The 26,081-nt window shown below is 67.6% G+C and carries 20 protein-coding genes; 14 read left to right on the forward strand and 6 right to left on the reverse strand.

Annotated features, from left to right (window positions below):
* Positions 1 to 351: 351 nt before the first annotated feature.
* A complete protein-coding gene (locus ASG71_RS09560) occupies positions 352 to 1,332 on the forward strand; it encodes a methylenetetrahydrofolate reductase (protein WP_056738377.1) in 981 nt (326 codons plus the stop codon).
* 26 nt (positions 1,333 to 1,358) lie between these two features.
* Positions 1,359 to 3,692 carry a 5-methyltetrahydropteroyltriglutamate--homocysteine S-methyltransferase gene (gene metE / locus ASG71_RS09565; protein WP_056738380.1) on the forward strand — a complete coding sequence of 778 codons (2,334 nt, stop codon included), beginning with the start codon at positions 1,359 to 1,361 and terminating at the stop codon, positions 3,690 to 3,692.
* A 91-nt stretch (positions 3,693 to 3,783) separates the two neighbouring features.
* On the opposite strand, the gene ASG71_RS09570 is transcribed toward metE, so the two are convergent.
* Positions 3,784 to 4,290 (reverse strand): DUF2004 domain-containing protein, encoded by a 507-nt coding sequence (locus tag ASG71_RS09570; RefSeq protein ID WP_056738714.1) that lies wholly within the window; start codon positions 4,288 to 4,290, stop codon positions 3,784 to 3,786.
* A gap of 99 nt (positions 4,291 to 4,389) precedes the next feature.
* Between ASG71_RS09570 and ASG71_RS09575 the strand changes: the two genes are divergently transcribed.
* Positions 4,390 to 5,787, forward strand: a complete 1,398-nt coding sequence (locus ASG71_RS09575; protein ID WP_056738383.1) for an aldehyde dehydrogenase family protein — start codon at positions 4,390 to 4,392, stop codon at positions 5,785 to 5,787.
* 28 nt (positions 5,788 to 5,815) lie between these two features.
* Here the strand turns inward: ASG71_RS09575 and ASG71_RS09580 are convergent, their stop codons facing one another.
* Positions 5,816 to 6,736 (reverse strand): LysR family transcriptional regulator, encoded by a 921-nt coding sequence (locus ASG71_RS09580; RefSeq protein WP_056738716.1) that lies wholly within the window; start codon positions 6,734 to 6,736, stop codon positions 5,816 to 5,818.
* 183 nt (positions 6,737 to 6,919) lie between these two features.
* Here ASG71_RS09580 and ASG71_RS09585 point away from each other — a divergent pair, with 183 nt between their 5' ends.
* The 4 genes from ASG71_RS09585 to ASG71_RS09600 are packed head-to-tail and all read left to right on the forward strand — an operon-like array spanning position 6,920 to position 11,791.
* Positions 6,920 to 8,320 carry an NAD(P)/FAD-dependent oxidoreductase gene (locus tag ASG71_RS09585; protein ID WP_056738385.1) on the forward strand — a complete coding sequence of 467 codons (1,401 nt, stop codon included), beginning with the start codon at positions 6,920 to 6,922 and terminating at the stop codon, positions 8,318 to 8,320.
* The gene (locus ASG71_RS09590; protein ID WP_056738387.1) at positions 8,317 to 9,048 is read left to right on the forward strand and encodes a DUF1365 domain-containing protein; all 732 of its coding nucleotides are present in this window, start codon (positions 8,317 to 8,319) and stop codon (positions 9,046 to 9,048) included. Before ASG71_RS09585 ends, ASG71_RS09590 begins: the two co-directional genes overlap by 4 nt.
* A 2-nt stretch (positions 9,049 to 9,050) precedes the next feature.
* Positions 9,051 to 10,565 carry a class I SAM-dependent methyltransferase gene (locus tag ASG71_RS09595; protein WP_082574993.1) on the forward strand — a complete coding sequence of 505 codons (1,515 nt, stop codon included), beginning with the start codon at positions 9,051 to 9,053 and terminating at the stop codon, positions 10,563 to 10,565.
* Entirely contained in the window at positions 10,562 to 11,791 is a 1,230-nt protein-coding gene (locus ASG71_RS09600) for an SAM-dependent methyltransferase (protein ID WP_056738389.1), read from the forward strand. Before ASG71_RS09595 ends, ASG71_RS09600 begins: the two co-directional genes overlap by 4 nt.
* A 48-nt stretch (positions 11,792 to 11,839) precedes the next feature.
* On the opposite strand, the gene ASG71_RS09605 is transcribed toward ASG71_RS09600, so the two are convergent.
* Complete coding sequence (locus ASG71_RS09605; RefSeq protein WP_157366313.1) at positions 11,840 to 12,964, reverse strand: chitinase; 1,125 nt, start codon at positions 12,962 to 12,964, stop codon at positions 11,840 to 11,842.
* A gap of 21 nt (positions 12,965 to 12,985) precedes the next feature.
* Positions 12,986 to 15,145 carry a bifunctional polysaccharide deacetylase/glycosyltransferase family 2 protein gene (locus ASG71_RS09610; protein ID WP_235563959.1) on the reverse strand — a complete coding sequence of 720 codons (2,160 nt, stop codon included), beginning with the start codon at positions 15,143 to 15,145 and terminating at the stop codon, positions 12,986 to 12,988.
* Between the two features lie 639 nt (positions 15,146 to 15,784).
* On the opposite strand from ASG71_RS09610, the gene ASG71_RS09615 reads away from it, so the two are divergent.
* The 7 genes from ASG71_RS09615 (at position 15,785) to nrdF (ending at position 22,994) form a co-directional block, all read left to right on the forward strand.
* Entirely contained in the window at positions 15,785 to 16,414 is a 630-nt protein-coding gene (locus tag ASG71_RS09615; protein ID WP_157366315.1) for a hypothetical protein, read from the forward strand.
* A gap of 314 nt (positions 16,415 to 16,728) precedes the next feature.
* Entirely contained in the window at positions 16,729 to 17,658 is a 930-nt protein-coding gene (locus ASG71_RS16820; protein ID WP_200947962.1) for a hypothetical protein, read from the forward strand.
* A 216-nt stretch (positions 17,659 to 17,874) separates the two neighbouring features.
* Positions 17,875 to 18,576, forward strand: coding sequence for a hypothetical protein (locus tag ASG71_RS09625; protein ID WP_235563960.1), 702 nt, complete (start codon positions 17,875 to 17,877; stop codon positions 18,574 to 18,576).
* Positions 18,577 to 18,956: 380 nt separating this feature from the next.
* Positions 18,957 to 19,202 carry a glutaredoxin-like protein NrdH gene (gene nrdH / locus ASG71_RS09630; protein ID WP_018773329.1) on the forward strand — a complete coding sequence of 82 codons (246 nt, stop codon included), beginning with the start codon at positions 18,957 to 18,959 and terminating at the stop codon, positions 19,200 to 19,202.
* A gap of 39 nt (positions 19,203 to 19,241) precedes the next feature.
* Positions 19,242 to 19,745, forward strand: a complete 504-nt coding sequence (nrdI, locus tag ASG71_RS09635) for a class Ib ribonucleoside-diphosphate reductase assembly flavoprotein NrdI (protein WP_056738396.1) — start codon at positions 19,242 to 19,244, stop codon at positions 19,743 to 19,745.
* 62 nt (positions 19,746 to 19,807) lie between these two features.
* A complete protein-coding gene (gene nrdE, locus ASG71_RS09640; RefSeq protein ID WP_056738721.1) occupies positions 19,808 to 21,928 on the forward strand; it encodes a class 1b ribonucleoside-diphosphate reductase subunit alpha in 2,121 nt (706 codons plus the stop codon).
* Positions 21,929 to 22,019: 91 nt separating this feature from the next.
* Positions 22,020 to 22,994, forward strand: coding sequence for a class 1b ribonucleoside-diphosphate reductase subunit beta (gene nrdF / locus ASG71_RS09645; RefSeq protein WP_056738398.1), 975 nt, complete (start codon positions 22,020 to 22,022; stop codon positions 22,992 to 22,994).
* Between the two features lie 72 nt (positions 22,995 to 23,066).
* Here the strand turns inward: nrdF and ASG71_RS09650 are convergent, their stop codons facing one another.
* The gene (locus tag ASG71_RS09650; RefSeq protein ID WP_056738400.1) at positions 23,067 to 24,152 is read right to left on the reverse strand and encodes a glycerophosphodiester phosphodiesterase; all 1,086 of its coding nucleotides are present in this window, start codon (positions 24,150 to 24,152) and stop codon (positions 23,067 to 23,069) included.
* Between the two features lie 105 nt (positions 24,153 to 24,257).
* Positions 24,258 to 25,844, reverse strand: coding sequence for an HNH endonuclease signature motif containing protein (locus tag ASG71_RS09655; protein ID WP_056738402.1), 1,587 nt, complete (start codon positions 25,842 to 25,844; stop codon positions 24,258 to 24,260).
* Positions 25,845 to 26,081 lie beyond the last annotated feature (237 nt).

Below are 26,081 nucleotides of genomic sequence, written 5' to 3' on the forward strand. Positions count from 1 at the left end.
AGAATATTCAACGACACGTGCCTTCCTGACGTAAAACCGCGTCTTAATTCGGCGGTCGGCTTGTGCGCCCCTTCCTGATCCGCCTAGAGTCGTAGCCAAGTTACTTCCGTAACGTGTCAGCGATCCTCCGCTGCGGGCCGGCCACCGGAACCATCCGGCGCCGCCCAGGAGGGTGTGGGTGCCCCCATGTGGGCCTGACATTTGCTCACGGACAGCTTCCCCCCAGGCGTACCAGTCGCGGCTGCGTCCTGCCGAAGTTCCCTCCGTGTTCCCCAAACTCACCTCATTGGCGGCAGTGCCGGCCGGATCGCCGGCCGAGCTGGCGGCGATGACCCACAGCCAAGGACGCAAATGTCACCTCCAAGCCTTATCGACGCACATCCCCATCCGGCCGCCACGGCGCCTGTCGCCCTGTCCTACGAACTCTTCCCGCCGCGCTCACCCGCGGCTGCGGAGTCGCTCTGGACCACTATCGGTGAACTCGAGACGACCAATCCCGACTATGTGTCCGTGACCTACGGCGCCAGCGGCTCCAACCGCGGCACCGCCGTCGAACTGATCAACCGGCTCGTCCAGGAAACCACCCTGCGGCCGCTGGCGCACCTGACCTGCGTCGGCAACACCCCGCAGCAACTGGCCGGCGTCATCGCCGAACTGCTCGACGTCGGCGTCCGCGGCATCCTGGCCCTCCGCGGGGACCAGCCCAAGGACGGAACCGAGCCGGCCCAGGGGTCCCTGCGCTACGCCCAGGACCTGATCGAGCTGATCCGCCGCGTCGAACAGCGCCGCTCGGCCCTGCTCTGTGCGGGCAAAGTCGCGGTCGGCGTCGCCGCCTACCCGTCCCGGCACCCGGAATCGCCCAGCGAGGCGCACGACGTCGAGGTGCTGCTCGCCAAGCAGCGCTCCGGCGCAGACTTCGCCATCACGCAGGTGTTCTTCCACCCGGGCCAGTACGAGCAGCTGCTGGCCAGGGCCCGCCGGGCCGGCGTCACCATCCCGATCATCCCCGGCGTCATGCCGCTGACCAGCGTCCGTCGGCTGACCCGGCTGGGCGAGCTGACCGGCGTCGAACCGGCACCGGAACTGCTCGAACGGCTCGCTGCCGCCGACACGGACGCCGAACGCAACCGGATCGGAGTCGCCGCCACCGTGGACCTCGCCAACGCCGCGCTCGACGCCGGCGCCCCCGGCCTGCACCTCTACACCTTCAACGAGCACGCCAGCGCCCTCGACGTGCTGGACCGGCTCGCGCTGCCCAGGCCGGGCGCCCGGCCCGGCCCCCGCCGGAGCGCCGCGCCGCGAGGCGGCACCGAGCGCCGCCTCGCCAGCTGACATTCACCACCACCCAAGGACCTGCCATGACTGCACAGCACGCCACCCCCTTCCCGTCCGCCTCGATCCTCGGCTACCCCCGGATCGGCCGCCGCCGCGAACTCAAAAAGGCCGTCGAAGCCTACTGGGCCGGCCGGATCGACGCCGCCGCCCTGGACACGGCCGCCAAACAGATCCAGCTCGGAACCGCCCGCCGGCTCCAGGAGCTCGGCTTGACCGAGCCCGCCGCCATCCCCGGCACCTTCTCCTACTACGACCAGGTGCTGGACGCCGCCGCCCACCTCGGCGCCGTCCCCGCCCGCTTCGGCAACCTCCTGGACGCGGACGGCCAGCTCGGCATCGAGGGCTACTTCACCCTGGCCCGCGGCACCAAGGACCAGCCGCCGCTGGAAATGACCAAGTGGTTCGACACCAACTACCACTACCTCGTCCCGGAGATCGGCCCGGAAACCCGCTTCACGCCGGCTTCCTCCCGGATCGTCGAAGAGTTCGAATACGCCCTCGCCAACGGCGTGGAGACCCGCCCGTACCTCGTCGGACCCGTCACCTTCCTGCTGCTGAGCAAGGCCTCCGACGACGCCCCGGCCGGCTTCGACCCGCTCTCCCGGCTCGAGGACGTCCTGCCGGTCTACACCGCGCTGCTGGAGAAGCTCGCGGCAGCCGGGGCGGCCTGGATCCAGCTCGACGAACCCGCCCTCGTCGCCGACCACGCCGCCCCGGCCGGGCACATCCAGGCCGCGGCCGCCCGCGCCTACGAGGTCCTCGCCGCCGCGGCACGCCGGCCGCAGCTCTTCGTCTCCACCCCCTACGGCTCACTCGACGGCCAGCTCGGCACCCTCGCCGCGACCGGCATCGACGCCCTGCACCTGGATGTCTTCAAGGGCCAGGTACCCTCCGCCGCCGCACTGGCGGCGCTGGGGAACACGACCCTCGTCGCCGGCGTCGTGGACGGGCACAACATCTGGCGTAACGACCTTGGCGCCTCGGCGGCGAAAATCGCCGAGCTCCGGCAGTCCGCCGCCCGGCTCGCCGTGAGCACCTCCACCTCCACACAGCACGTCCCGCACGACGTCGACGAGGAGACCCAGCTCTCCGCGCAGCTGCGCAGCTGGCTGGCCTTCGCCGACCAGAAAACCGTGGAAGTGGTCACCCTCGCCGGGCTGCTGACCGATCCGGCCTCCGTGCAGCCGGCCATCGAGGAGGCGGCGGCCGTCATCGCCTCCCGCGCCGCCGCCGAAGGGGTCCGCCGCGCCGGCGTCCGCCGCCGCACGGCGGCCCTGACCGAGGCCGACTTCAGCCGCTCCGACTACGGCATCCGCGAAGCCGCCCAGGCGGCGGCGCTGCAGCTGCCCCCGCTGCCCACCACCACTATCGGTTCCTTCCCGCAGACGGCCGACATCCGCACCGCCCGGGCCCGGGCAGCCAAGGGCGAACTCAGCACCGGGCAGTACGAGCAGCTCATGAAGGACGAGATCAAGCGCGTGGTCGGGCTGCAGGAAGAACTCGGCTTCGACGTCCTGGTCCACGGTGAGCCCGAGCGCAACGACATGGTGCAGTACTTCGCGGAGAACCTCGAGGGCTTCGATGTCACCGTGCACGGCTGGGTCCAGTCCTACGGCTCGCGCTGCACCCGGCCCTCCATCCTCTGGGGCGACGTCACCCGCAGCGCCCCGATCACGGTGGAATGGGCCCGCTACGCGCAGTCGCTGACCAACAAGCCGATGAAGGGCATGCTCACCGGTCCGGTCACCATCCTGGCCTGGTCCTTCGTCCGCGACGACCAGCCGCTGGGGGAGACCGCCAACCAGGTGGCGCTGGCCCTCCGGGACGAAATTGCGGACCTGGAAGCCGCCGGAATCAGCATCATCCAGGTCGACGAGCCGGCGCTGCGTGAGCTCCTGCCGCTGCGCCGCGCCGACCAGGCCGCCTACCTGGACTGGTCCGTCAGGTCGTTCCGCCTCGCCACCGCGGGCGCCGCGGACGCCACCCAGATCCACACCCACCTGTGCTACTCCGAGTTCGGCGCCATCATCGACGCGATCGACGGCCTCAATGCCGACGTGACCTCCATCGAGGCGGCCCGCTCCCGCATGGAGGTGGTGCACGACCTCGAGGCGCACGGCTTCGGCCGCGGCGTGGGCCCGGGCGTCTATGACATCCACTCGCCCCGTGTCCCGGCGGAGCAGGAAGTCACCGAACTGCTCAGCACCGCGGTCAGGCATGTCCCGTCCCGCCAGCTTTGGGTCAACCCGGACTGCGGCCTCAAGACCCGCGGTTACGCCGAGACCGAGGCATCGCTGCGGCACCTGGTCGGCGCGGCGCGGACGGTCCGGACCGGACTGCTCGAAGCCGCTGTCTAGCCCCCGGCCGGACAGGCAGGCCGAGTGAAAAAACGACGGCGGCCGGCCACCTACCTGGGTGGCCGGCCGCCGTCGTGCGTTCCGCTCAGCTTCAGGATTCCCAGAGAATCTCGTCGTCGACGACGCCGTCCTCGTCCGCGGAGGCCACCAGGACCTCGTCGGTGAAGTGTGCGCCCAGGGTGAAGTCCAGGACGAAGTAGCGCTCCGGCTGGCCGGGGAAGATGCCCACGTGGCCGAGCTTCAACGCCTTGAGGAAGACCTGGTTGGTCAACTGCGCCTTGTCCTCGACGCCGAAGACCTGCTTGAGATGCTCGGGCTTGAGGGCGTTGCAGTGGAAGCGAAGGTACTCCTGCGGGCTGGTGCCCTCCTGGTCCAGTTCCTCGGCGATCATCTCGCGGACCTGGTCCACCAGTTCCGGCAGGAACCGCAGCCGGTAGTCGACCTTGTGCAGGGCCGCCTCGTCGAAGTGGTCATGGGCGTTGACATTGAGGTCAAGCTCCAGGGGCTGGCCGTCAAGTTCGTGCTTCGCAGCGAAATTATGGTCACGACCGTGGTTGAGCTCGATCTCTCCAAAGTGCCGGCTTGCTACCTTGCTCATGACTTCAACATAGTCCTCAATCCCGCGCCGTTCCACCATCCGGCGGCAATTGTGCGGTGCCGCCGCCGGAGAGGCTCTCCCGGCGGGTAGATTGAACGGATGCACACCGTAGCCGCCGCCGTCGCCCGCGCCCGCGAAGTTTTTGACAGCGGAACCACCCGTCCGCTCGCCTGGCGCCTCGAGCAACTCGGCAACCTGCGCCGGATGCTGGTTGAGCGCCGCGGCGAATTCGCCGCCGCTCTCGCCGGTGACCTGGGCAAGCACGAGACCGAGGCCCAGCTGACCGAAATCGGCTTCGTGACCGCCGAGGCCGCGCACCTGGAGAAGCACCTGGCCGCCTGGCTCAAGCCCAGGCCGGTCTCCGTCCCGCTGGCCGTCCAGCCGGCCAAGGCCTGGACCGAGCTGACCCCGCTGGGCGTGGTGCTCGTGATCGGGCCGTGGAACTACCCGCTGCAGCTGCTGCTGGCGCCGCTGGCCGGCGCCCTCGCCGCCGGCAACACGGCGGTGCTCAAACCCAGCGAACACGCCCCCGCCACCTCTGCCGCCCTGGCCCGCTGGATCCCGGAGTACCTTCCCGGCGCAGCCGAGGTCATTGAAGGCGGCATCCCCGAGACCACGGCCCTGCTGGAAATGCGCTTTGACCATATCTTCTTCACCGGCGGGGAAGCCGCGGCGAAGGTGGTGCTGCGGGCCGCGGCCGAACACCTGACGCCGGTCACGCTGGAACTGGGCGGCAAGTCACCGGCGTACGTGGACTCCACCGCGGACCTGGCCAAGACGGCGAAGCGGCTGGCCTGGGGACGGTTCATGAACGCGGGCCAGACCTGTGTGGCACCGGACTACGTCCTGGCCACCGAAGAGGTGCTGGAACCGTTGCAGCGTGAGCTGGTCAAGGCGATCACGGCGCTTTTCGGCAGCGACCCGGCGCGGAGCGACTCCTACGGCCGGATCGTCAATGACCGGCACTTCGAGCGGGTCGCCGCGCTCGCGGACGGCAGCACGGTGGTCCACGGCGGCGGACGGAACGCCGCCAGCCGGTACTTCGCCCCGAGCCTGCTGCGGCCCGCGCCGGGCGACGCGGTGATGGGGGAGGAGATCTTCGGACCGCTGCTGCCGCTGGTTCCGGTCAGCGGGCAGGCGGAGGCGATCCGGATGATCAACGCCGGCGCCAAGCCGCTGGCGCTCTACGTCTTCAGCAACGACCCCGGCACGCGCCAGGCGTTCTCCGAGGAGACCTCCTCCGGGGCGCTCTGCTTCGACGTTCCGGCGGCGCACCTGAGCGTTCCGGGGCTGCCGTTCGGCGGGGTGGGCAACAGCGGCATGGGCGCCTACCACGGGGAACACTCGGTGCGGACCTTCTCCCACGAACGCTCCACCCTGTCCAAACCGTCCTGGCCGGACACCCTGGAACTGATCTATCCGCCGTATACGAAGGCCAAGCACCGGCTCATCAGCGCCCTCGTCGCGCCCGCCGGGAAACTGCGGCGCCGCTCCTGAGGTCCGGCCCTAACAACCGCTCCTGCGCCTAGTCCCGGCGCGTCGTTCCCAGCTTCTGCAGCGTGTCGGCCAGCAGTTCCACGAACAACTGCACCTGCGCCGTCTGCTTCTCCTTCGGCAGGAGCGCAAAGACGTTGCGGGCCAGCCGGATCTCCGGGACGTCCAGCACCACGACGCCGTCGGGCCGGTGCAGCAGCGCCAATTCGGGAACCAGTGCCGCGCCAAGCCCCGCGGCGGCCATCTCCAGGCTGGCGTGGAAGTCATCGCTGTACGCCACCACCCGCGGGTGCAGGTTGCAGCCGGCGAAGAGCCGCTCGATCACGGTGGCATCGGAGGTGCCGGGGTGGTGCATGATCCAGGGCATGTCGGAGAGATGGTCGGCGGCCACCCGGGCGTCCGCGCCGATGCCCCACGCCGCGGGCAGCACCACCCGGAAGTCGTCGTCGCCGATCCACTGCCGGTTGATGGTGTGGGGCCACGCCAGGCCCGACTGGCCCACTTGGTAGACCAGGGCGACGTCGAGCTCGCCGCCGGTGCGCAGCCCCTGGATGGTCTGGCCGGGCTCCGCCACGGAGACCCGCAGTTCGATGCCGAGTTTCTTCCACGCCGGGTTCTGCAGGATCCGGGGCAGCACGTACGTGGCCAGGGACGGGAAGATGCCCAGCCGCAGTTCTTGGCTGGCGCTGTCGTGGGTCCGTGCGGCCGCCGCCATCAGGGCGTCGATATCGGTCAGCACCTTGGCGGCGTGCCGGGTCATGACGACGGCGGCTTCCGTGGGCTGGATGCTGCGGGCTGAGCGCTGGAACAGCTCCACCCCGGTGTCCCGCTCCAGGGCGGACATCTGCTGTGACACCGCCGAGGCCGTGTAACCGAGCCGGGATGCGGCCGCCGTGAACGAGCCCAGCCGTACCACTTCCACCAGCGTTCGCAGGTGCACGGGGTTGATCAAGGGCCGTCCTTCGGGGTTGTGCGTCGGTGCTTCGGTGGGGCGGAAGCGGAATCCGGCTTCATTCTGGCACATTGGGTTTCAAGCGGCCGCCGAAAATTTACACTCATCCGGCCGCCCCGCGGTGACGAATTGCCCATACGACGGTCCATCAGGACAATTCAGGCAAGGCAACAGGAGCAGACAGTGCAGCAAGCAGAGAGCATCCCGGACGGGCGGCGCGTCGCCGTGATCGGCAGCGGGGTGGCCGGCCTGACCGCCGCCTACGTGCTGAACCGGCGGGACCGGGTGAGTGTCTTCGAAGCCGACGCACGGCTCGGCGGCCACGCCCATACGCATGACGTGCGCCAGCCCGACGGCACGGTGCTGGGCATCGACACCGGCTTCATCGTGCACAACAACCGGACCTACCCCACCCTCCTGCGGCTGTTCAAGGAACTCGGCGTGCAGACCCAGCCGTCCGAGATGAGCATGTCCATCCGCTGCGACGGCTGCGGACTCGAATATGCCGGGGCCCGGGCCGGCGCACGCGGCATCATCCCCACGCCCTCGACCCTGCTGCGCGGCCGCTACCTGCTGATGCTGCTCGAGGTCACGCGGTTCTACCGCCGGGCCAGGGCCCTGCTGGCCGCCGGCACGGACGGGGCAGCGGACGGCGCCGGCGAACTGACGCTCGGAGAGTTCCTGGACCGGGAAAAGTTCAGCAGCTACTTCATCGTGCACTTCATGACGCCCGTGGTCAGCGCCGTCTGGTCCTGCGACCCGACCACCGCCCTGGCCTACCCGGCCCGCTACCTTTTCACCTTCCTCGGCCACCACGGCCTGCTCGGCATCAAGGGGTCCCCGCAGTGGCGCACCGTAACCGGCGGCTCCCGCAGCTACGTGGACAAGATCGCGGCCGGCCTGCCGGACATCCGGCTCTCCTCGCCGGTCACCGGGATCCGCCGGCACGAGGGCGGCGTGGACGTCACCTCCAAACCCGCCAGCGGGCCCGAACACACGGAGACCTTCGACGCCGTCGTCGTCGCCACCCACCCGGCGCAGGCGCTGAGCCTGCTCACCGACGCCTCACCGGCCGAAACGGATGCCCTGGCGGGCATGCCGTACTCGGTCAACCACACCGTCTTCCACCGCGATAACGCCGTGCTTCCGAAGAGCACCAACGCCCAGGCCTCCTGGAATTACCGGCTGCCCTCCTGCGACGCCCGTCCCGACCGGGTGCTGGTCAGCTACGACATGACCCGGCTGCAGCGGCTGGACCCGGTTGACGGCGGGCGCTACATCGTCAGCCTCGGCGAATCCGAACTGGTCGGCGACCGCGCCGTCCTGGAGCGCATGGTCTACGAACACCCGCAGTACACCCCGGATTCGCTGCGCGCCCAGGAGCAGATCCAGGGCCTTGGCGACGGGCAGCTGGCGTTCGCCGGCGCCTACCACGGCTGGGGCTTCCACGAGGACGGGGCGCTCTCCGGCGTCCGTGCCGCGGCGGCCCTGGGGCGGTCCTGGGAACCGGCGGCCCCCGCCGACCCGGCGGCCGCAGCACCGCAGGGCGCTGAAACCCTGACCCCTGCGCTGGAGGGTGCATGAGCGGCGGCGCAGCCATCTACCGCACCTCCATCGGGCACGTGCGGCGGACGCCGCTGCGCAACGCCTTCACCTACTGCAGTTACAGCTGGTACGTCGACGTCGATGCCCTCCCGGTGCTGCCACGCTGGATCGCGCCGCTGGCCGGTTTCTCCGCCGCCGACCACCTGGGTGACCCGGCCGGGAGCCTGCGCGGCAACGTCGAACGCTACCTCGCCACCCAGGACATCACGCTCGACGGCGGCCGGATCACCATGCTGGCCAGCGCCCGCGTCTTCGGCCACGTCTTCAACCCGCTCAGCCTGTTCTGGTGCCACGGCCCCGGCGGGGAGCTGCGGTGCGTCGTCGCCGAGGTGCACAACACCTACGGCGAACGGCACTGCTACCTGCTGCACACCGACTCCGCCGGCCGCGCCACCGTCCCCAAGGCGTTCTACGTCTCACCGTTCAACGACGTCGACGGCCGGTACCGGATGAAACTGCCCGAACCGGGGGAGCGGCTGGCCGTATCGATCGTCCTGGAGCGGGAAGGCCAGCAGCCCTTCGTCGCCACCATGGACGGGGTCCGCCGCGAAGCCACCGTGCCGAACATCCTCGCCGCGGCGCTCGCCGTCCCGCTGGCGCCGCTGCGGGTCGCGGCGCAGATCCGCTGGCAGGGCATCAAGCTGTGGGCACGCCGCTTGCCCGTCATCAAAAGACCACACCACCCCTCACAGGAGGCAGTCCAGTGACCATGACCGAAGCGGGCGGAGCCTACCCGGCGCCGCCGACTGACCACACGCCGGAACCCAGCACCCCGGACAGCACCCAGTCCGGAAACACTCCGGCCGGGAACCCCGCGTCCGGTAACCCTACTTCTGGGAACGCCGCCACGCCGTACGCTGTCCCGTACACCGTTCCGGAGCCGCCGGCGGTCATAGACGCCGCGATCTGGCCCAGCGTCGCCGCCGTTCCGGCCAGCACCAAGGCCCGGGTTGCGGGGAAGGTCGCCGACACGATCTTCCGCGCCGCGGTCCGGCGCCTGCCCCTGACCGTCCGTTACCCCGACGGCACCGAGCTGGGTCTCGGCGCGGGTTCCGGCTCCAGCCGGGGCACCGCGTACCCGGTCATGACGATGCACCGGCCCGAAGACTTTGCCCGGCGGCTGGGCGACGGCGGCCTGATCGGCCTGGGCGAGTCCTACATGGCCGGGGACTGGGACGCGGACAACCTCACCGCCGTGATGGAGGTCTTTGCGGCCCGGGTCGGTTCGCTCGTGCCGGAGCCGCTGCAGAAACTGCGCGGGCTCTACCTGCCCCGCACCCCGCGGACCGAACGCAACACCGAGCAGAACACCCGGTCCAACATCTCCCGGCACTATGACCTGTCCAACGAGCTCTTCGCGACGTTCCTGGACAGCACCATGACCTACTCCAGCGCGCTGTTCCCGGAACGCGGCGAGGCGCTGCGGCATGTCGCCTGGGACGGGCTCGCCGCCGCCCAGCAGGCCAAGATCGACCGCCTGCTGGACAAGGCCGGCGTCACCGAAGGCACCCGCGTGCTGGAAATCGGCACCGGCTGGGGCGAACTCGCCCTCCGCGCCGCCGCCCGCGGGGCAAGCGTGTACTCGGTAACCCTCTCCAGCGAACAGCAGGAACTGGCCCGGCAGCGCGTCGCGGAGGCGGGCTACGCCGACGCCGTCACGATCGAGCTCAAGGATTACCGCGCCGTCGAGGGCGAGTTCGACGCCGTCGTCTCGGTCGAAATGATCGAAGCAGTCGGCTACGAATACTGGGCCACCTACTTCCAGACGATCGAACGCGTGCTGGCCCCCGGCGGAAGGGTGGCCATCCAGGCGATCACAATCGGCCACGACCGGCTCATCGCCACCCGGACCAGCTACACCTGGGTGCACAAGTACATCTTCCCGGGCGGGGTCATTCCTTCGGTGCGGGCCATCGAGGAAGTCACCGAGAAGCAGACGGGCCTTCGGGTCCGCGAGCGGCTGGCCATGGGCGAGCACTACGCCCAGACACTGCGGCTCTGGGAGGAACGCTTCATGTCCCGCGCCGCGGAGGTGCGCGGACTGGGCTTCGACGAAGTTTTCCAGCGCATGTGGCTCTTCTACCTGTGCTACTCCCGCGCCGGCTTCGAGACGGGGTACCTGGACGTGCAGCAGATCGTGCTGGACAAGGTGCCGGCCCGGGCCACAGGCGCGGCCGGCGCCAAAGTGGCCCGCCCCGCCACGGCCGGCCGGAGCGGTCAGTGACGGCGGGGCTGGCGGACACCATCGCGGAGGTCCTGCGGCCGGTGGCCGGCGGGGAACTGCCGGTCCGGCTGGTGGTGTGGGACGGCAGCGAAGCAGGTCCGGCGGGAGCACCCGTGGTCCGGCTCAACTCCCCGGACGCCATCCGCCGGCTGCTGTGGGCGCCGGGGGAGCTCGGCGCGGCCCAGGCCTACGTGACCGGGGAGCTCGACGTCGACGGCGACCTCAACTCCGCGCTTGAGCACCTTTGGAAGGTGGTGCGGGACCGCGGGCTCTCGGGAGTCCGGCCGACGCCGTCGGTGCTCGCCGGCGTGGCGCGGATCGCCCGGGCCGCGGGAGCCCTGGGCGCACCGCCCGCCCCGCCCGCCAGCCAGGCCCGCGTGACCGGGCGGCTGCACAGCCTGCTGCGCGACCGGGCCGCGATCAGCCACCACTATGACCTCAGCAACGACTTCTACGCGCTGATCCTCGACCCGCAGATGGCATACTCCAGCGGATACTGGACCGATTCCTCCGAGGGGTACGGGCTGGAGGACGCCCAGCGGGACAAGCTGGACCTCGTGTGCCGCAAGATCGGCCTGAAACCCGGAATGCGGCTGCTTGATGTCGGCTGCGGCTGGGGCTCACTGAGCCTGCACGCGGCGCAGTACTACGGCGCCGACGTCGTGGGTGTCACCCTGTCGGTGGAGCAGAAGGCCTTCATCGACGCGCGGATCAAGGAACGCGGGCTCGAGGGCCGGGTCGAAATCCGCGTGCAGGACTACCGCGAGATACCGGACGGGCCGTTCGACGCCGTCGCTTCCCTCGAAATGGGCGAGCACGTGGGGCAGCGCAACTACCCGGTCTACGCCTCGGCGCTGTTCACCAACGTGGTGCCCGGCGGCAAGGTCCTGGTCCAGCAAATGTCCCGGCGCGGCAAGCACCCCGGGGGAGGGCCGTTCATTGAGTCCTTCATCGCCCCGGACATGCACATGCGCCCGGTCGGCGAGACGCTGGGCTTCCTGGAGGACGCAGGCTTCGAAGTCGAAGGCGTGCAGGCCATGCGCCGGGACTACGTCCGCACCCTGGAAGCCTGGTACGCCCGGTTCGAGGAGAACCACGACGCGGCCGTGGCGATGATGGGCGAGGAAATCGCCCGCGTCTGGCGGCTGTACCTGGTCGGGGCGCTCCGCAGTTTCGCCGAGGGGCGGATGGGCGTGGAGCAGATCCTCTGCAGCCGGCCCGGCTGACCGGCGCCTGCGCCGGGCCGGGGTGACCCGGCCCGGCGGGTCCCGGCATCAGACCGTGAGGGTTTTGCCGAGCAGCCTCGCGTACTGGCCGGCCTCCTGCTTCACCCCGCTGCAGTTGTTCGCCGCGGCGCTGCCGACCTGCCGCTGGGCCCCGGCGCCGCAGGCAGCGTCGCGGTTCAGGGACCACATGGAGACCCGGCCGATGCCGCGTTCAACCGCGAAGCTGTTCAGCCGTTCGGCATCTGCGAGGCTGAAGACCTGGCCTTTGACATCGTTCTCACCGATCATCGGGGTGAGCCCGATCCGGTGCCACACCTGGCCGGAATCCAACTGCTCGCCGGCCGCCCCGTAGAGCTTGGACAGGCTCCGGTGCGTGGCCTCCGCGGCGCTGACGGCTGCGTCGAACATCGTCCGGCCCGGGTCGAGCGGCTCGAAGTCCATCACCATAATGTTGACGCCCGTGAGGTCGACCCCGGCGTCAAGCATGGCCGCGACCGTCTTCTCACCGTCGGATGTCAGGCCCTCGGAGGACACCGGCAGCGTCAGCCACACCTTCAGCGGATGGTCCGCGGGGCGTCCGGCCTGCAACCTGGCGACCGCAGCACCGCGCCGGGCCGCGGCCGCCGCGTCCTTCAGTCCGTCCCCCTCGACGTCGAAGTCGACCGTGTCCACGCCGTATTTTGAGATCACTGTCGAGTAGGCCGTCACCAGTGCATCCTCGGTGGCGCACGCTCCCGCCAGCTCCTTGCCGAGCTGCCCGCCGAAGGAGATGGCTGCGCTGTTGCCCGCGGCCCGGAAGGACTTCAGCTGTCCGGCCAGGTCGATCCGCCTGCTGGCCTCGTCCAGGGTGTAGAAGCCGTCCCAGGATGGCTCGCAGGGTTTCTTCGGATGCGCGCCGATAAAGGACAACACCGTGGTGACCGTGCCGTTCGGAGGCAGGTCCTGGAGCCGGAGGCTGGGGGTGAGCGTGACGTCCAGGTACCCCCCGAACCACGGCGGACTCAACGGGGGCCGGCTCCTGCCTTCTTCCTGGCCGTAGTTCCCGGGCGGAAGCGGGGTGCAGGCGGCGGCCGCCAGGACGACGGCGGAGACCGCCAGGGCCGCGCCCCAGCCGCGGGGCGCGGGGGACCGGCCTGCCTCGCTGCCGTGTCGCCGCCTCCGCCGGTCCGGCACCTTACCGTCCCCGTCTGCCGGCTAGGAGTGGGCCAGTTGGTCCGCCGGCACCGGAGCCAGCGCCCCCAGCGCGCCGTGGCCGGCGGGGATGGCGACGCTGTTGGTGCGTTCGGGCCGGTACCAGCCGACCGCCGTGCCCCGCAGTGCGAGGATGGCCGAGCCGAAGACCACGTAGGCCCGGAGCGGTTCGTAGATGAGCCGGTAGATCGGAACGATCAGCAGGTGCATCGGGCTCTCCTTGACCATCACCACCGCCACGATGGAAATGATCATGTGGGTCCCGGCGACGAACGCCGAGAACAACGCGACGGCCTGCCATTCGCCGTGGGCCAGGCTGCTGATCGCCACGATGATCGTCAGCGGCATGAACACCAGGGGGACCAGCACCGAGATCAAGGCGTAGGGCATGGTCAGCATGCCCAGGGCTCCGAACTTGGGATTGAACAGCATGGACCGGTGCTTGTACAGCGTCTGGATGTTGCCGTAAGTCCAGCGCAGCCGCTGCTTGAACAGGCCCCGGAGCGTCATGGGCGCCTCGGTCCAGGCCACGGCGTTGTTTTCCTGGACGATGCTGTACCCCAGTTGCTGCAGGGACAGGGTCAGGTCCGCATCCTCGGCGAGGGTGTCGTGGGAATAGCCGCCCGCCGCCAGGAGCGCTTCACGCCGCCAGGCGGCGCAGGCGCCGGGAACTATCGAAATCGCGCCCATCAGGCCTTCTGCCATCCGGGTGACGCAAATGCCGGAGAGGTATTCCAGGCTCTGCCAGGCCGTCAAAAGGTTGCGCCGGTTGCCCACCTTCACATGCCCTGCGACCGCGCCGACAACCTTGCCGTTGCGCGGGGCCAGGAAATGCCGGGCGAACATCTTGATTGTCTGCGGCTCAAACATGGTGTCGCCGTCCAGGGTGACCACCACTTCGCCGCGGGACTGGGCAATTCCATGGTTGCTGGCGGCCGACTTGCCACCGTTGGGCTGGTCAATGACGCGCAGCTGGGGCCACTTTTCTGCGTATTCGGACAATACCTTCAGCGTGCCGTCGGTGGAGCCATCATTGACGGCCACGACTTCCAGCCGGGGATAGTCGCTGGCCCGCAGCGCGTCCAATGTTTTCGCCACCACGAGTTCCTCATTGAAAACCGGCAGGACGACGCTGACAAACGGCCAGTCTTCTTCCTTAATCTCCGCCCAAAGCCGCTTCTTCTGGCGCCGGTTGTTGATGACCGCCAGCACGACGTAGAGGAAGGTCAGCAGCGTCAGCGAGCCAATGCCGAACCAGAACAGCCAGGTCAGGATGACGTTCGGGGTGACCAGGTAGGTCGTCATGGCGGCGAGGGTGGCGTTGTCCTCGACCGCACCGGGAACATTCTTCGCCGGGACAAATTCCGGCGGCAGCAGCGGCTCCACGGTGGTAAAGGTATAGCCCTGCGCCTTGGCCATCGGGATAAAGGACTTCAGCATTTCAATCGTGGCGCTGCGGTCACCGCCGCCGTCGTGGACCAGGACAATGTGTCCCTGGCCGTCGAGTTTCTGCGCCTTGATCGGAACCCCGGGCGCGTACGACCAGTCACGGGTATCAAAGTCCATATTGATGTGCAGGAATCCCAGCTGCTGGGACTGCAGCAGTGCCAGTGAATTGTTGCCGGGGTCGCCGGTCGGGATCCGGAAGAGCCGGCTGGCGTAATTGTCCGAGGCACGCATGATCCGGTCCGCGCCGATGACCTGCTGCCGGTTGAAAAGGTCATCGTGGGCCCAGAAATCGATGTGCGACATGGTGTGGTTCCCGACCATGTGGCCTTCCTGCGTCATCCTCCGGAAGATATCGGAGTATTTGACGATGTTGTCACCCACGGTGAAGAAGGTGGCCGGGACGCCTTCCTTGGACAGCAAATCCAGGATCTGCGGCGTATTCCTCGGGTCAGGGCCGTCGTCGAAGGTCAGCATGAGGGTGTGGTCCGCCGGCTTGCCGAAAGTTTCCATTGCGTACGGACTGTCACCGATCAGTTCGATTTCCTCGGCGGTGGCCTCACGCCAAATTGTCGAACTGAACGGGTCCTTGAGGAAAACTTTGCCGTTCCGGCGTTCGATCAGCGCAATCCGGTCGAAGGCGAACCCGCCCTCGGGGCCGATCCGCGGGATATTGCGCAGGTCATGGCTGGAGAGCAGCTTCCGCGGGTATTCCACGTTCTGGTTTTCCTGCCCTTTCCAGACCGGGGCACTGGCCGCGGGCAGAATCCAAACGACCGAAAAAACGATCAGCAAGGCGCTGGCAACGAACGCAATAAGGATGCGCCGCCAGCGCTTGCCACTTGGATCAAAGAAGACGGGTGCCGTGCCGGAAATGGGAGATTTTTTCGTCATGGATTGCCTCGCCGGAGAATCGATGGTGCAGTAGCCCTGACGGAGACCAGGGCGGGAGCGCCGCCGCTGTTCGACGGGGATTCGACCCGGAACGGACGACCATTTTTCGACGGGAGAAATTGGCGCTCATGCGACTTCTCCCTGAACTTTCTTGAGCCGCCGGATCCCGGCGTATCCCTTTCTGCTTTCGAGTTTGGAGCGCTCGGGAACGGGGCGCACGCGTAGAAAACACGCGCGTTTTCGCGACGGTGCTACTTGGTTTTTGATGCCGATTACCGAGTACCGACCGGGTGTTTTGCGAGTAAGCCGGTACCGCCGCGGTACGCGCGGCAGGGGCCGTCCGGGGCCCCGGGGAGGGCTGCGCCGCGCAGCGCAACAGGGCGTCGGCGGTGGCTACCGCGCCGGGCGGAGGCCGGGTAGCGTACGGGATACGGTCCGGGAGTCAGTGGAGGCGGGTGCGGCATGCGCAGGGGAGTCGGAGCGGCAGCCGGCGTGCTGGCGGTACTGCTTGCCGTGGCCGCGTGCGACGCCGTTCCGCCGCCGCCGGCTCCCACAGCCACTGCGCTGACCGTGACGCCGGACACCTACATCACGGCCTACACGTGGTACGACAACACCCCCGAGGGCTCCCCGGACATCAGCCACCCCGTGCTGCACAAGAAGGCCGGCGGCAGGGGGACCTACGCGGACCCGGTGACGATCGCCGTCGGGCATTCCCTGGAGACCGGACAGGACGTCCTGGATTTCCCGGCGGGCACCCGCATCTACCTGCCCGACGTGCGGCGCTACTTCATCGTGGAAGACACCTGCGGGGACGGGCCGGCGCCGGAGGAGGGCCCGTGCCATGCTGACGCGGCCAGGCATGGCGGGGCCAGCACCTGGCTTGACGCCTGGATCGGCGGCGAGGGGGAGGGTGAATCGTTTGCCCAGCGCTGCGCGGAGCAGGTCACGGGAGTGCGTGCGGCAGTCTTCCACCCGGCCGACAATTTCGTCGTCGCCCCCGGGGACGGCGTGATCCACGACGGCATCTGCGACAGCGGCTACGGCAACCAGCTCGTGACGGCATCGCCCGGTTCAACCCCGCCGCGCTGAGGGCCGGCGGCGTCAGGCAGGCATACGCGGGGGGCACCAACCCTCCGCGGGCGCCGGACGAATCCGGGCCGAAAGCCTCTGGCCTGCGGCTTTATCCGCGGCGCGCCGAGGATTCGGCCTTTTAGTTGACGCTCCGGTAACGTTTAGGTCACCGGTTGGCATACACGCCCCGACACGGCGTTCTGAACGCCGTTGCGTGTGCTAAGTCCCGTGGCGGCGTCGTCCCGCGCTCCGCAAACCGTGACCAATCCCGGGCAGGGATACCCTTTGGTGCCTGCCTGTTTCCGCATTTCCATGAAGAGGCTTTATTTTCCATGCGCAGAAATAGTCTGCTTGCCGCCGGCATGCTCTCCGTCCTGCTCGCCACCTCGGCGTGCGGGGCCGGTGCCCAGAACCCATCCGCACAGTCCACGGGCTCGGCCAGCGCCGGCTTCGAATCCGGCACCGACAGCTCCGCCGAGATCGGCACGTCGCAGCGGGCCGCTGCTGAGAAGGTCAAGGCCACCGCCAAGGCGCAGGCCGAGGCGAAGGCCAAGGCCGCTGCCAAGGCCAAGGCCGACGACGCCAAGGCGGCCGCGGCGGCGAAGACGAAGGCCGCGCAGGCAGCCGCCGCCGCAGCGGCACAGGAGGCGGCAGCGCAAGCACAGGCCGCCGCCAAGGTGCCGGCCGTTGTTCCGTCGACCCCTGCCGCGGCTCCCGCCGCGCCGAAGCCGGCTCCGGTTGTTCCGGCCTCCTCCGAGCGGGTCGTGCACACCACGTACACGACGGCCTACACCTGGTATGACAACACCCCCGCCGGGTCGGCCACGATCAGCCACCCGATCCTGCACAAGACCGCGGGCGGCACCGGTACCTACCAGGACCCGATCACGATCGCCGTCGGCCACTCCACCGCTACCGGCAAGGACGTCCTGGATGTCCCGGCCGGCACCCGGATCTACCTGCCGGACGTGCGCCGCTACTTCATCGTCGAGGACAGCTGCGGCGACGGCGACGAGCCCCAGGGCGGCCCGTGCCACCAGGGGACCAACGTCAACGGCACCAACTCTACGATCTGGATCGACATGTGGATCGGTGGCCAGAGCATGAGTTCCGACGGCGCCGATGCCTGCGCGAGCAAGGTCACCAATGTCCGCACCGCGGTCTTCAACCCCGCCAGCGACTACGCCGTGGCGCCCGGCGCCGGCGTGATCCACGACGGCAAGTGCGACGCCGGCTACGGCAACACGCTGCTGAAGCGCTAGGACGCACCAGGACTCCCGGCGGTAGCCGGGGCGTCCAGGGTGGACAGAGGGGTGCCGGCGAGGTCCGCCGGCACCCCTTTCTGCTGCCCGAGCCGTTGCCGGCATCCCGTCGTGCTGCGGCCGCGGGGCCGTAAGGCCCTGTTATCCGCCCTGGAAGCTGGAAGAATCATTTGCAGTAGTTTGCACCCACAAGGGGAGGGCGCCATGCGGCGGTCCATGCCAACCCGAAAAGCAGTTTTCGCTCTTTCCTGCGCTGCGGTGCTGATGACCGCCTGTTCTGCTCCGACCGGGCCGCCCGTCGTTTCCGAGTCGGCGACGCCATCGCTGTCCAAGGCGGCACTGACCCCGGCAGTCCGGGCTACTGCCCGCCCGTCGGCGCAGGCGGAGTGGAAAACCTACACGACGCCGGACGGCCAGTTGGCCTTCGACTACCCGCCGGACTGGAACGTCAAGGACCGGGCCCGCGAGGCAGCGCCCGGGGGAGTGTTCGTGGAGGTCCTCAGCGGCGCCGGCAAGTCGATGGCCACGCTGCGCACCAATATCCAAACCAAGCCGGACTGTCCGGCGAAGTACCCCTACGCCCTGATGGACTCCCAGGTTCTGCCGGCCCTGAAACAGGACGGCGCGGCTCCCCGGTTCATCTTCGAGGGCAGGGACGACCATGGGTCGTATCCCACCCGGCCGGCCTCCCTGGCCTACGGAATCACCTCGGCGCCGCCGCCGGTCGGACCCAGCGCGTGCCCCATCTTCCAGTTCTTCGACTGGGGCTCGGGACTGGCGGCATTCAGCGGCGTCTACAACCCGGTCGTCGCGGCGCCCGGCGACACCCCCGACGTCGACACTCCCGAGGCCTACACAGCCACAGAGGAGTACGACGAGGTGCGTCAAACCATCACGTCCCTGCGCCCGGCCGACTGATCCCGCGGCGGACGGTCATCTCCCGGATGCCCGGCCACGGCCCCTAGGGCAGCTAGGTGCGACACGCCGTCGGATAGCGACACGCCGGGCCGTTAATTGTGCCTAACTACTCCACAGGATGTGGATTTCGTCCTCGAAAACGGCTGGAATCCGGACATTTTGAAGGTCCCCGGCTGTGGATTAAAAGTGGGTTAAATGACATACTTGTAATACATCATCTTGGGGTCCGCGCCGGGCTCTTGCACTACATGTAGTATCGACATACAGTTCGAGCGGAGCGGTTGCAGACCGCAGGGCGAGGCCAGTAACGGATAAGGATTCCTGTTCCCGTCGGGCCCCACCGGACACGAACCACAGACTTCAACAAAGGGGACCAGGACATGACCGTTACGGTTTACACCAAGCCGGCTTGCGTACAGTGCAACGCCACCTACCGCGCTCTCGACAAGAAGGGCATCGCCTACCAGAGCGTTGACATCTCCCAGGATGCCGAAGCCCTGGAGCGCCTCAAGTCCCTGGGCTACATGCAGGCTCCGGTCGTCGTCACCGACCAGGACCACTGGTCCGGCTTCCGCCCGGACAAGATCGAAGAACTGGCACAGGCTGCCGCCGTCGCGGTTGCCTGAAAGCCGTCGCACAGCACCACGACGGATGAGGTGACTCGCATGGCAGCACCGGCAACCGCCGGCCCGCCGCTCGCAGCGGACACCGTGGACTCAGCCGCGGCAGGCTCCGATGCGGTCCGCACCACAGCCAGCCACCTCATCTACTTCTCCTCCACCTCCGAGAACACCAGGCGCTTCGTCGAGAAGCTGGGTGTCGAGGCGGCCCGCATCCCCCTCCACCCGAGGGAACCGGCACTGCTGGCCACCGAGCCCTACGTCCTGGTGCTTCCCACCTACGGAGGAACCGGGGGAGAGGGATCCGTTCCGAAGCAGGTCATCCGCTTCCTGAACGATCCGAGGAACCGGCAGCAGCTCCGTGGAGTGATCGGGGCGGGCAACACGAACTTTGGGGACAACTACTGCATGGCCGGCGACATCGTCGCCGCCAAGTGCCAGGTCCCGCACCTATATCGTTTCGAACTCATGGGGACGCCGGAAGACGTCAGCCGAGTACAACAAGGATTGGAAGAATTTTGGACACGACTGTCGCAGACACAGAAGTAGCCACCGGCTCCGCCGCGAACACCGCCGTCGAGAAGCACACCGTCCCCGGGGAGAAGCCGGCCCTGCCGGCCGCCTACCAGGGCTTGGGCTACCACGAGCTCAACGCCATGCTGAACCTCTACGGCCCGAACGGCGAGATCCAGTTCGAAGCCGACCGCGAGGCCGCGCACCAGTACTTCCTGCAGCACGTGAACAACAACACCGTGTTCTTCCACGACCTCGAGGAAAAGCTCGACTACCTGGTCAAGAACGAGTACTACGAGCGCGAAACCCTCGACCAGTACACGATGAACTTCATCCGCGAGCTCTTCAACCGCGCGTACAAGAAGAAGTTCCGCTTCGAGACCTTCCTCGGCGCGTTCAAGTTCTACACCTCCTACACGCTGAAGACCTTCGACGGTAAGCGCTTCCTGGAACGCTACGAGGACCGCGTCTGCATGGTGGCCCTGCACCTGGCCCGCGGCGACGAGAAGCTCGCCACCCAGATGGTCGACGAGATCATCGAGGGCCGCTTCCAGCCGGCCACCCCGACTTTCCTGAACGCCGGCAAGAAGCAGCGCGGCGAGCTGGTCTCCTGCTTCCTGCTCCGGATCGAAGACAACATGGAGTCGATCGGCCGGTCCATCAACTCGGCGCTGCAGCTGTCCAAGCGCGGCGGCGGCGTGGCGTTCGCGCTGACCAATATCCGTGAGGTCGGCGCGCCGATCAAGCAGATCGAGAACCAGTCCTCCGGCGTCATCCCCGTGATGAAGCTCCTCGAAGACAGCTTCTCCTACGCCAACCAGCTCGGTGCCCGCCAGGGCGCCGGCGCCGTGTACCTGCACGCGCACCACCCGGACATCTACCGCTTCCTCGACACCAAGCGTGAGAACGCGGACGAGAAGATCCGCATCAAGACCCTCTCGCTCGGCGTCGTGATCCCGGACATCACCTTCGAGCTGGCCAAGCGGGACGAGGACATGTACCTGTTCTCCCCGTACGACGTCGAAAAGGTCTACGGCATGCCGTTCTCCGATGTCTCGGTCACCGAGAAGTACTACGAGATGGTGGACGACTCCCGGATCAAGAAGACCAAGATCAAGGCGCGCGAGTTCTTCCAGACCCTCGCCGAGATCCAGTTCGAATCCGGCTACCCGTACATCATGTTCGAGGACACCGTGAACCGGGAAAACCCGATCGACGGCAAGATCATCATGTCCAACCTGTGCTCGGAGATCCTCCAGGTTTCCCAGCCCACGACGTACCACGATGACCTGTCGTACGACCAGACCGGCAAGGACATCTCCTGCAACCTGGGTTCGCTGAACATCGCGAAGACCATGGACTCACCGGACTTCGGCCTGACCATTGAGACGGCCATCCGGTCCCTCTCCGCGGTCTCGGATATGTCCAACATCACCTCGGTGCCCTCGATCGCCCGCGGCAACGACCAGAGCCACGCGATCGGCCTCGGCCAGATGAACCTGCACGGCTACCTGGCCCGCGAGCGGGTCCACTACGGTTCCGAAGAGGGCCTGGACTTCACAAACATCTACTTTTACTCGGTGCTGTTCCACGCGGTCCGTGCCTCCAACAAGCTGGCCATCCAGACCGGCCAGACGTTCGGCGGCTTCGAGAAGTCCAAGTACGCGAGCGGTGAGTTCTTCGACAAGTACATCAACCGCGAATGGGTCCCGCAGACGGCGAAGGTTGCCGAGCTGTTCCAGAACATCCACATCCCCACCCAGGATGACTGGCGCGAGCTGAAGGCCTCCGTCATGGAACACGGCATCTACAACCAGAACCTGCAGGCCGTCCCGCCGACCGGCTCGATCTCCTACATCAACAACTCCACCTCCTCAATCCACCCGGTGGCGTCCAAGATTGAGATCCGTAAGGAAGGCAAGCTGGGCCGCGTGTACTACCCGGCGCCGTACCTGACGAACGACAACCTGGAGTACTACCAGGACGCGTACGAGATCGGCTACGAGAAGGTCATCGACACCTACGCCGCGGCCACGCAGCACGTGGACCAGGGCCTGTCCCTGACGCTGTTCTTCAAGGACACCGCCACCACGCGCGACATCAACAAGGCCCAGATCTACGCCTGGAAGAAAGGCATCAAGACCATCTACTACATCCGTCTCCGCCAGCTCGCGCTGGAAGGGACCGAGGTAGAGGGTTGCGTCAGCTGCATGCTGTAACCAGCCGCTGAAGGCTTGAGTACGACGGCGGGCGCCCGCCCGCCGTCGTACGCTTTAACTTAGAGAACCAACCCAACATTGAGGGGATGACATGACCGAGAAGGTCAAGCTGTTGAGCCACGTCGAGGCGATCAACTGGAACCGCATCCAGGACGACAAGGACGTGGACGTCTGGAACCGCCTGGTCAACAACTTCTGGCTGCCGGAGAAGGTGCCGCTGTCCAACGACGTCCAGTCGTGGAACACCCTGACGCCGGCCGAGCAGCAGCTCACCATGCGCGTGTTCACCGGCCTGACCCTGCTGGACACCATCCAGGGCACCGTCGGCGCCGTCTCGCTCATCCCGGACGCCCTGACCCCGCACGAAGAGGCCGTCTACACGAACATCGCATTCATGGAGTCGGTGCACGCCAAGAGCTACTCCTCCATCTTCTCCACGCTGGCCTCCACCAAGGAGATCGACGAGGCGTTCCGCTGGTCCACCGAGAACGAGAACCTTCAGAAGAAGGCCCAGATCGTCATGGACTACTACCAGGGCGACGACCCGCTGAAGCGCAAGGTGGCCTCCACCCTGCTGGAGAGCTTCCTGTTCTACTCGGGCTTCTACCTGCCGATGTACTGGTCCTCGCGGGCTAAGCTGACGAACACGGCCGACCTGATCCGCCTGATCATCCGCGATGAGGCCGTGCACGGCTACTACATCGGCTACAAGTTCCAGAAGGGCCTGGAGAAGGTCTCCGAGGAGAAGCGCCAGGAAATCAAGGACTACACCTTCGAACTGCTCTTCGAGCTGTACGAGAACGAGGTCCAGTACACGCATGACCTCTACGACTCCGTCGGCCTGGCCGAGGACGTCAAGAAGTTCCTGCACTACAACGCCAACAAGGCCCTGATGAACCTGGGCTACGAGGCCATGTTCCCGGCCTCCGTCACCGACGTGAACCCGGCGATCCTCTCGGCCCTGTCGCCGAACGCCGACGAGAACCACGACTTCTTCTCGGGGTCGGGTTCGTCGTATGTGATTGGCAAGGCTGTCAATACCGAGGATGAGGACTGGGACTTCTAGGTCCGCCTCTCCACAGACGAGACAGAACGGCCCCGCACACAATTGTGTGCGGGGCCGTTCTGCATTGCTCGGTCAGCTTGCGTGTGCTGACGCTCCGGGCTCGAGGGCGAACTGCTTCGGAAGCTTCATCGACCGCTCGGCCATGACCTCGCGGAGCCGGTTCGGGTAGTCGGTGATGAGTCCGTCGACTCCGTAATCCATGAGGGCCCGCATCGTCGGCTTGTCATCGACGGTCCACGGGATGACCTGCATGCCCTTGGCGTGGGCGCGGGACACCATGTCGGCGGTGACGTAGGGGACGTAGTTGGCGTCGCTGACGGTCCCGTTCTGCGGAGTGCCGTGGACCGGGGAGATGGCGTCGAATCCCAGGGACGCGGCCGCATCCACCAGGTCACCGCCGAAGTCGTCAGCATCGATGCCGCCGAGCCACGGCGACTTGCCGGGCTGTCCTGCCTGCAGGAAGTCTTTGTTGGTCAGGGCCACGGTGCGGATGCCGGGCTGGCGTTCCTTGACCAGGCGCAGCGAGCCCCAGTCGAAGCTTTGAATGGAGACGCGTTCGGCCATGTGCGCCTTGTTGATTTCGCGCAGCGCGACGTCGACGAACTGCTCGCGCGGGGCGGTTTCTTCCGGGGCGCCGGCTTCTACCTTGGTCTCGACGTTGAACTTGACCTGGCTGGCCCGGTAACGGTTCGTCAGATCGAAGACCTCGGCGAGGGTCGGCATCTTCGCGCCGGGGGACGCTTGCTGGCCCGGGAACTGCGGCAGCGTGGAGGAACCGCAGTCCAAGCTGCGGACCTGCGCGAAGGTGAGGTTCTTGATGTACTTGCCCACATACGGGAACAGCGGGTCGCCTGGGGTAACGGGGGCCGTGTCGCGGCACTTGTCCCCGTTGATCTTCCGGTCGTGGGTGATCACTTCGCGGCCGTCCTTGGTGATCTGCAGGTCCATCTCGAGGGTGCTAACGCCGGTCTCGATTCCCTTGGCGAACGAGGCCAGCGTCGATTCGACGGTGAGGCCGATGCCGCCGCGGTGCGCCTGCAGGTCAAAGTGGTTGTCGGTGCCGTTCGGGTTGGTGTCAGCGGCCTTGGCCGGAAGAGTTGTTCCGAGGGCGAGGCCGGCGGTGATGGCAGCCGCGGTCAGCAGCTTTGTGTACTTCATGGGTTCTCCAGGGTTGATAACTGCGCGGTGACGACGCTTGGTGTCGATCACGGTCACCCACGCTAGGGCCGCGAGGCTGCGGATCGGCCACGCACGCGCCGCGCTTTATCCGGCATTCGGGAGCTGTTCACCCCGGGTTGGCGCGGACGATGTCAGGCCGTTTCCTGCGGGCGCGGCCGCCCCCAATTTGCTGGGCCGCGGCGCCTCGGAGGACCAGCGACGTCGAAGCGTGGCCGGCACGGAAGGCAGGCGGGACCATGCGGCTGCCTGGAAGGCCGACGGCGTGTCGGGCAGGTGGGGTGGTTCCCAGTCCTGTTGTTCGCTGCGGTACCGCCGTCCCGTGGGGGAGATCCATGCCGGTGGTTCATGCCCGGTCGCCGGGGTGGGAGTCCAGGTGGTGGTGTGTTTGAGTCGGTGGTGTTTGCGGCAGGGCTGGCCCAGGTTGCTGATTCCGGTGGTCCCGCCGTTGGCCCACGCGAGCAGGTGGTCGGCCTCGGTGTCCAGAGATGAGTTGTTGCAGGCGGGGAAGCTGCATTTGGCGTCCCGCAGCCGGAGCCAGTGCCGCATCGCCCTCGGGATCCGGTAGCTCGTGCGGCCGATTTCCAGGGGAGCCCCGTCCCGCGGATCGGTCAGCACCCGGTAGAACGAATCCGCCCCGCCCGCCACCAGCTTCCTGGCCACTGACGGTGGGATCGGGCCATACCCATCCAGCATCGCCGGCTCGTCAGTCACCCCGAGCAGCGACAGCACCGGGACCGTGACCAATACCTGCGCCCGCGGCATGGGAACACCGGCCGTGGTAAGCGGGGTGTCGGCATCCCCGGTCCCGGCCGCATGGACCCTGCCGGCGGCGCCCTCTCCGCTGAGGAACAGCGTCGCCGCTACGTCCGCCCGGAGCTGGGCCAGGGTCCGTGCCTCGGCCGGCCCCTGGAGCGCGCGGGAGGCGGTGGTGAGTCGATCGAAGATCCCCGCCGCGGTCGCTGCCGGCAGGTACGCGTTCAACCAGGCCATCCCGTCCCGGTCGGGAACGAACTCCACCCGCCGGTCGGCGGCGCTGCGGACATGCCGGGCCTCGATGCTGAGCGGATGGTGCCGCTCACGCCAGGTCCTGGCCTTGGCCCGGAACCGCCCCGGAACCAGCTCTCCCGCAAGACAGCCACGGGCCGGCGAAGGAGCGTCCGGGTCAAGGAAATGGGCCTCCAGAGATCCCGCCGCGGCGGGAGAGAGGCCTGCAGCCTCATTGACCATGATGCGGGCGTGCTGCCAGGACACGCTCCCGGAGCCCAAAGCGTCCAGCGTCAGGGGAAGCGACGTTGTCAGGGCCAGCGCATCCGAAATCAGCGCCGAGGCGGAGCGCTCACTGACTGTCAGCACCCCCGCGACCTCCGCCACGGTGCTCATCTCCCGGGCCGTCCAGTCCTGCGGCGTGGCAGCCGGCCCCGCAAGAACCTCGGCCAGATGGACATAGCCGGCAGCGAGGCGGACCTTGAGCGCCGCGACCCGTGACTCCACCCGTGCCGCCTCAGACAAACCGTCCAGGCAGGCGTCGGCACGCAGCCGCACCGGATCGGCGTCGGCGTTGGACTCCGCAGCACCGGGACCATCAAGGAGAGCCTCCAACGCGGCGGCGGACTGCCTCAGGGCCGCTGCTGCCGCCCTGATGTCCGCTGTGAAAGCATCTCCGCTCTCCATGTCTTCACACTAAGACCGACCACCGACATTTATACCCGGACGCAGGCCTCTTCAATGTCCGGGACGTTGAGGCCGATGGTTACGTGGAAAAGTTTGGATTACTCCCTCTAGTTGCTGATATTCCGCATGCGGGGGTGCGCCCGCAGAGGGTGTCTACCCGGCAAAGTGGACCGGGGTTCTCAGCGGTTTTAGCGGACACGCACGGTACCGGCGGGTAGCTTTTTCTTGCGGCGGCGG

The organism is Arthrobacter sp. Soil763 (genome assembly GCF_001428365.1).
Classification (GTDB): domain Bacteria; phylum Actinomycetota; class Actinomycetes; order Actinomycetales; family Micrococcaceae; genus Arthrobacter.

Bases quoted from the DNA above. Each gene is read 5' to 3' on its own strand.
- ASG71_RS09560 (WP_056738377.1), top strand. From the start codon at position 352: ATGTCACCTCCAAGCCTTATCGACGCACATCCCCATCCGGCCGCCACG.
- nrdH (WP_018773329.1), top strand. From the start codon at position 18,957: ATGACCGTTACGGTTTACACCAAGCCGGCTTGCGTACAGTGCAACGCC.
- ASG71_RS09575 (WP_056738383.1), top strand. From the start codon at position 4,390: ATGCACACCGTAGCCGCCGCCGTCGCCCGCGCCCGCGAAGTTTTTGAC.
- ASG71_RS16820 (WP_200947962.1), top strand. From the start codon at position 16,729: ATGCGCAGAAATAGTCTGCTTGCCGCCGGCATGCTCTCCGTCCTGCTC.
- metE (WP_056738380.1), top strand. From the start codon at position 1,359: ATGACTGCACAGCACGCCACCCCCTTCCCGTCCGCCTCGATCCTCGGC.
- ASG71_RS09570 (WP_056738714.1), bottom strand. From the start codon at position 4,290: ATGAGCAAGGTAGCAAGCCGGCACTTTGGAGAGATCGAGCTCAACCAC.
- ASG71_RS09615 (WP_157366315.1), top strand. From the start codon at position 15,785: ATGCGCAGGGGAGTCGGAGCGGCAGCCGGCGTGCTGGCGGTACTGCTT.
- ASG71_RS09590 (WP_056738387.1), top strand. From the start codon at position 8,317: ATGAGCGGCGGCGCAGCCATCTACCGCACCTCCATCGGGCACGTGCGG.
- nrdI (WP_056738396.1), top strand. From the start codon at position 19,242: ATGGCAGCACCGGCAACCGCCGGCCCGCCGCTCGCAGCGGACACCGTG.
- nrdF (WP_056738398.1), top strand. From the start codon at position 22,020: ATGACCGAGAAGGTCAAGCTGTTGAGCCACGTCGAGGCGATCAACTGG.
- ASG71_RS09625 (WP_235563960.1), top strand. From the start codon at position 17,875: ATGCCAACCCGAAAAGCAGTTTTCGCTCTTTCCTGCGCTGCGGTGCTG.
- ASG71_RS09655 (WP_056738402.1), bottom strand. From the start codon at position 25,844: ATGGAGAGCGGAGATGCTTTCACAGCGGACATCAGGGCGGCAGCAGCG.
- ASG71_RS09595 (WP_082574993.1), top strand. From the start codon at position 9,051: ATGACCGAAGCGGGCGGAGCCTACCCGGCGCCGCCGACTGACCACACG.
- ASG71_RS09650 (WP_056738400.1), bottom strand. From the start codon at position 24,152: ATGAAGTACACAAAGCTGCTGACCGCGGCTGCCATCACCGCCGGCCTC.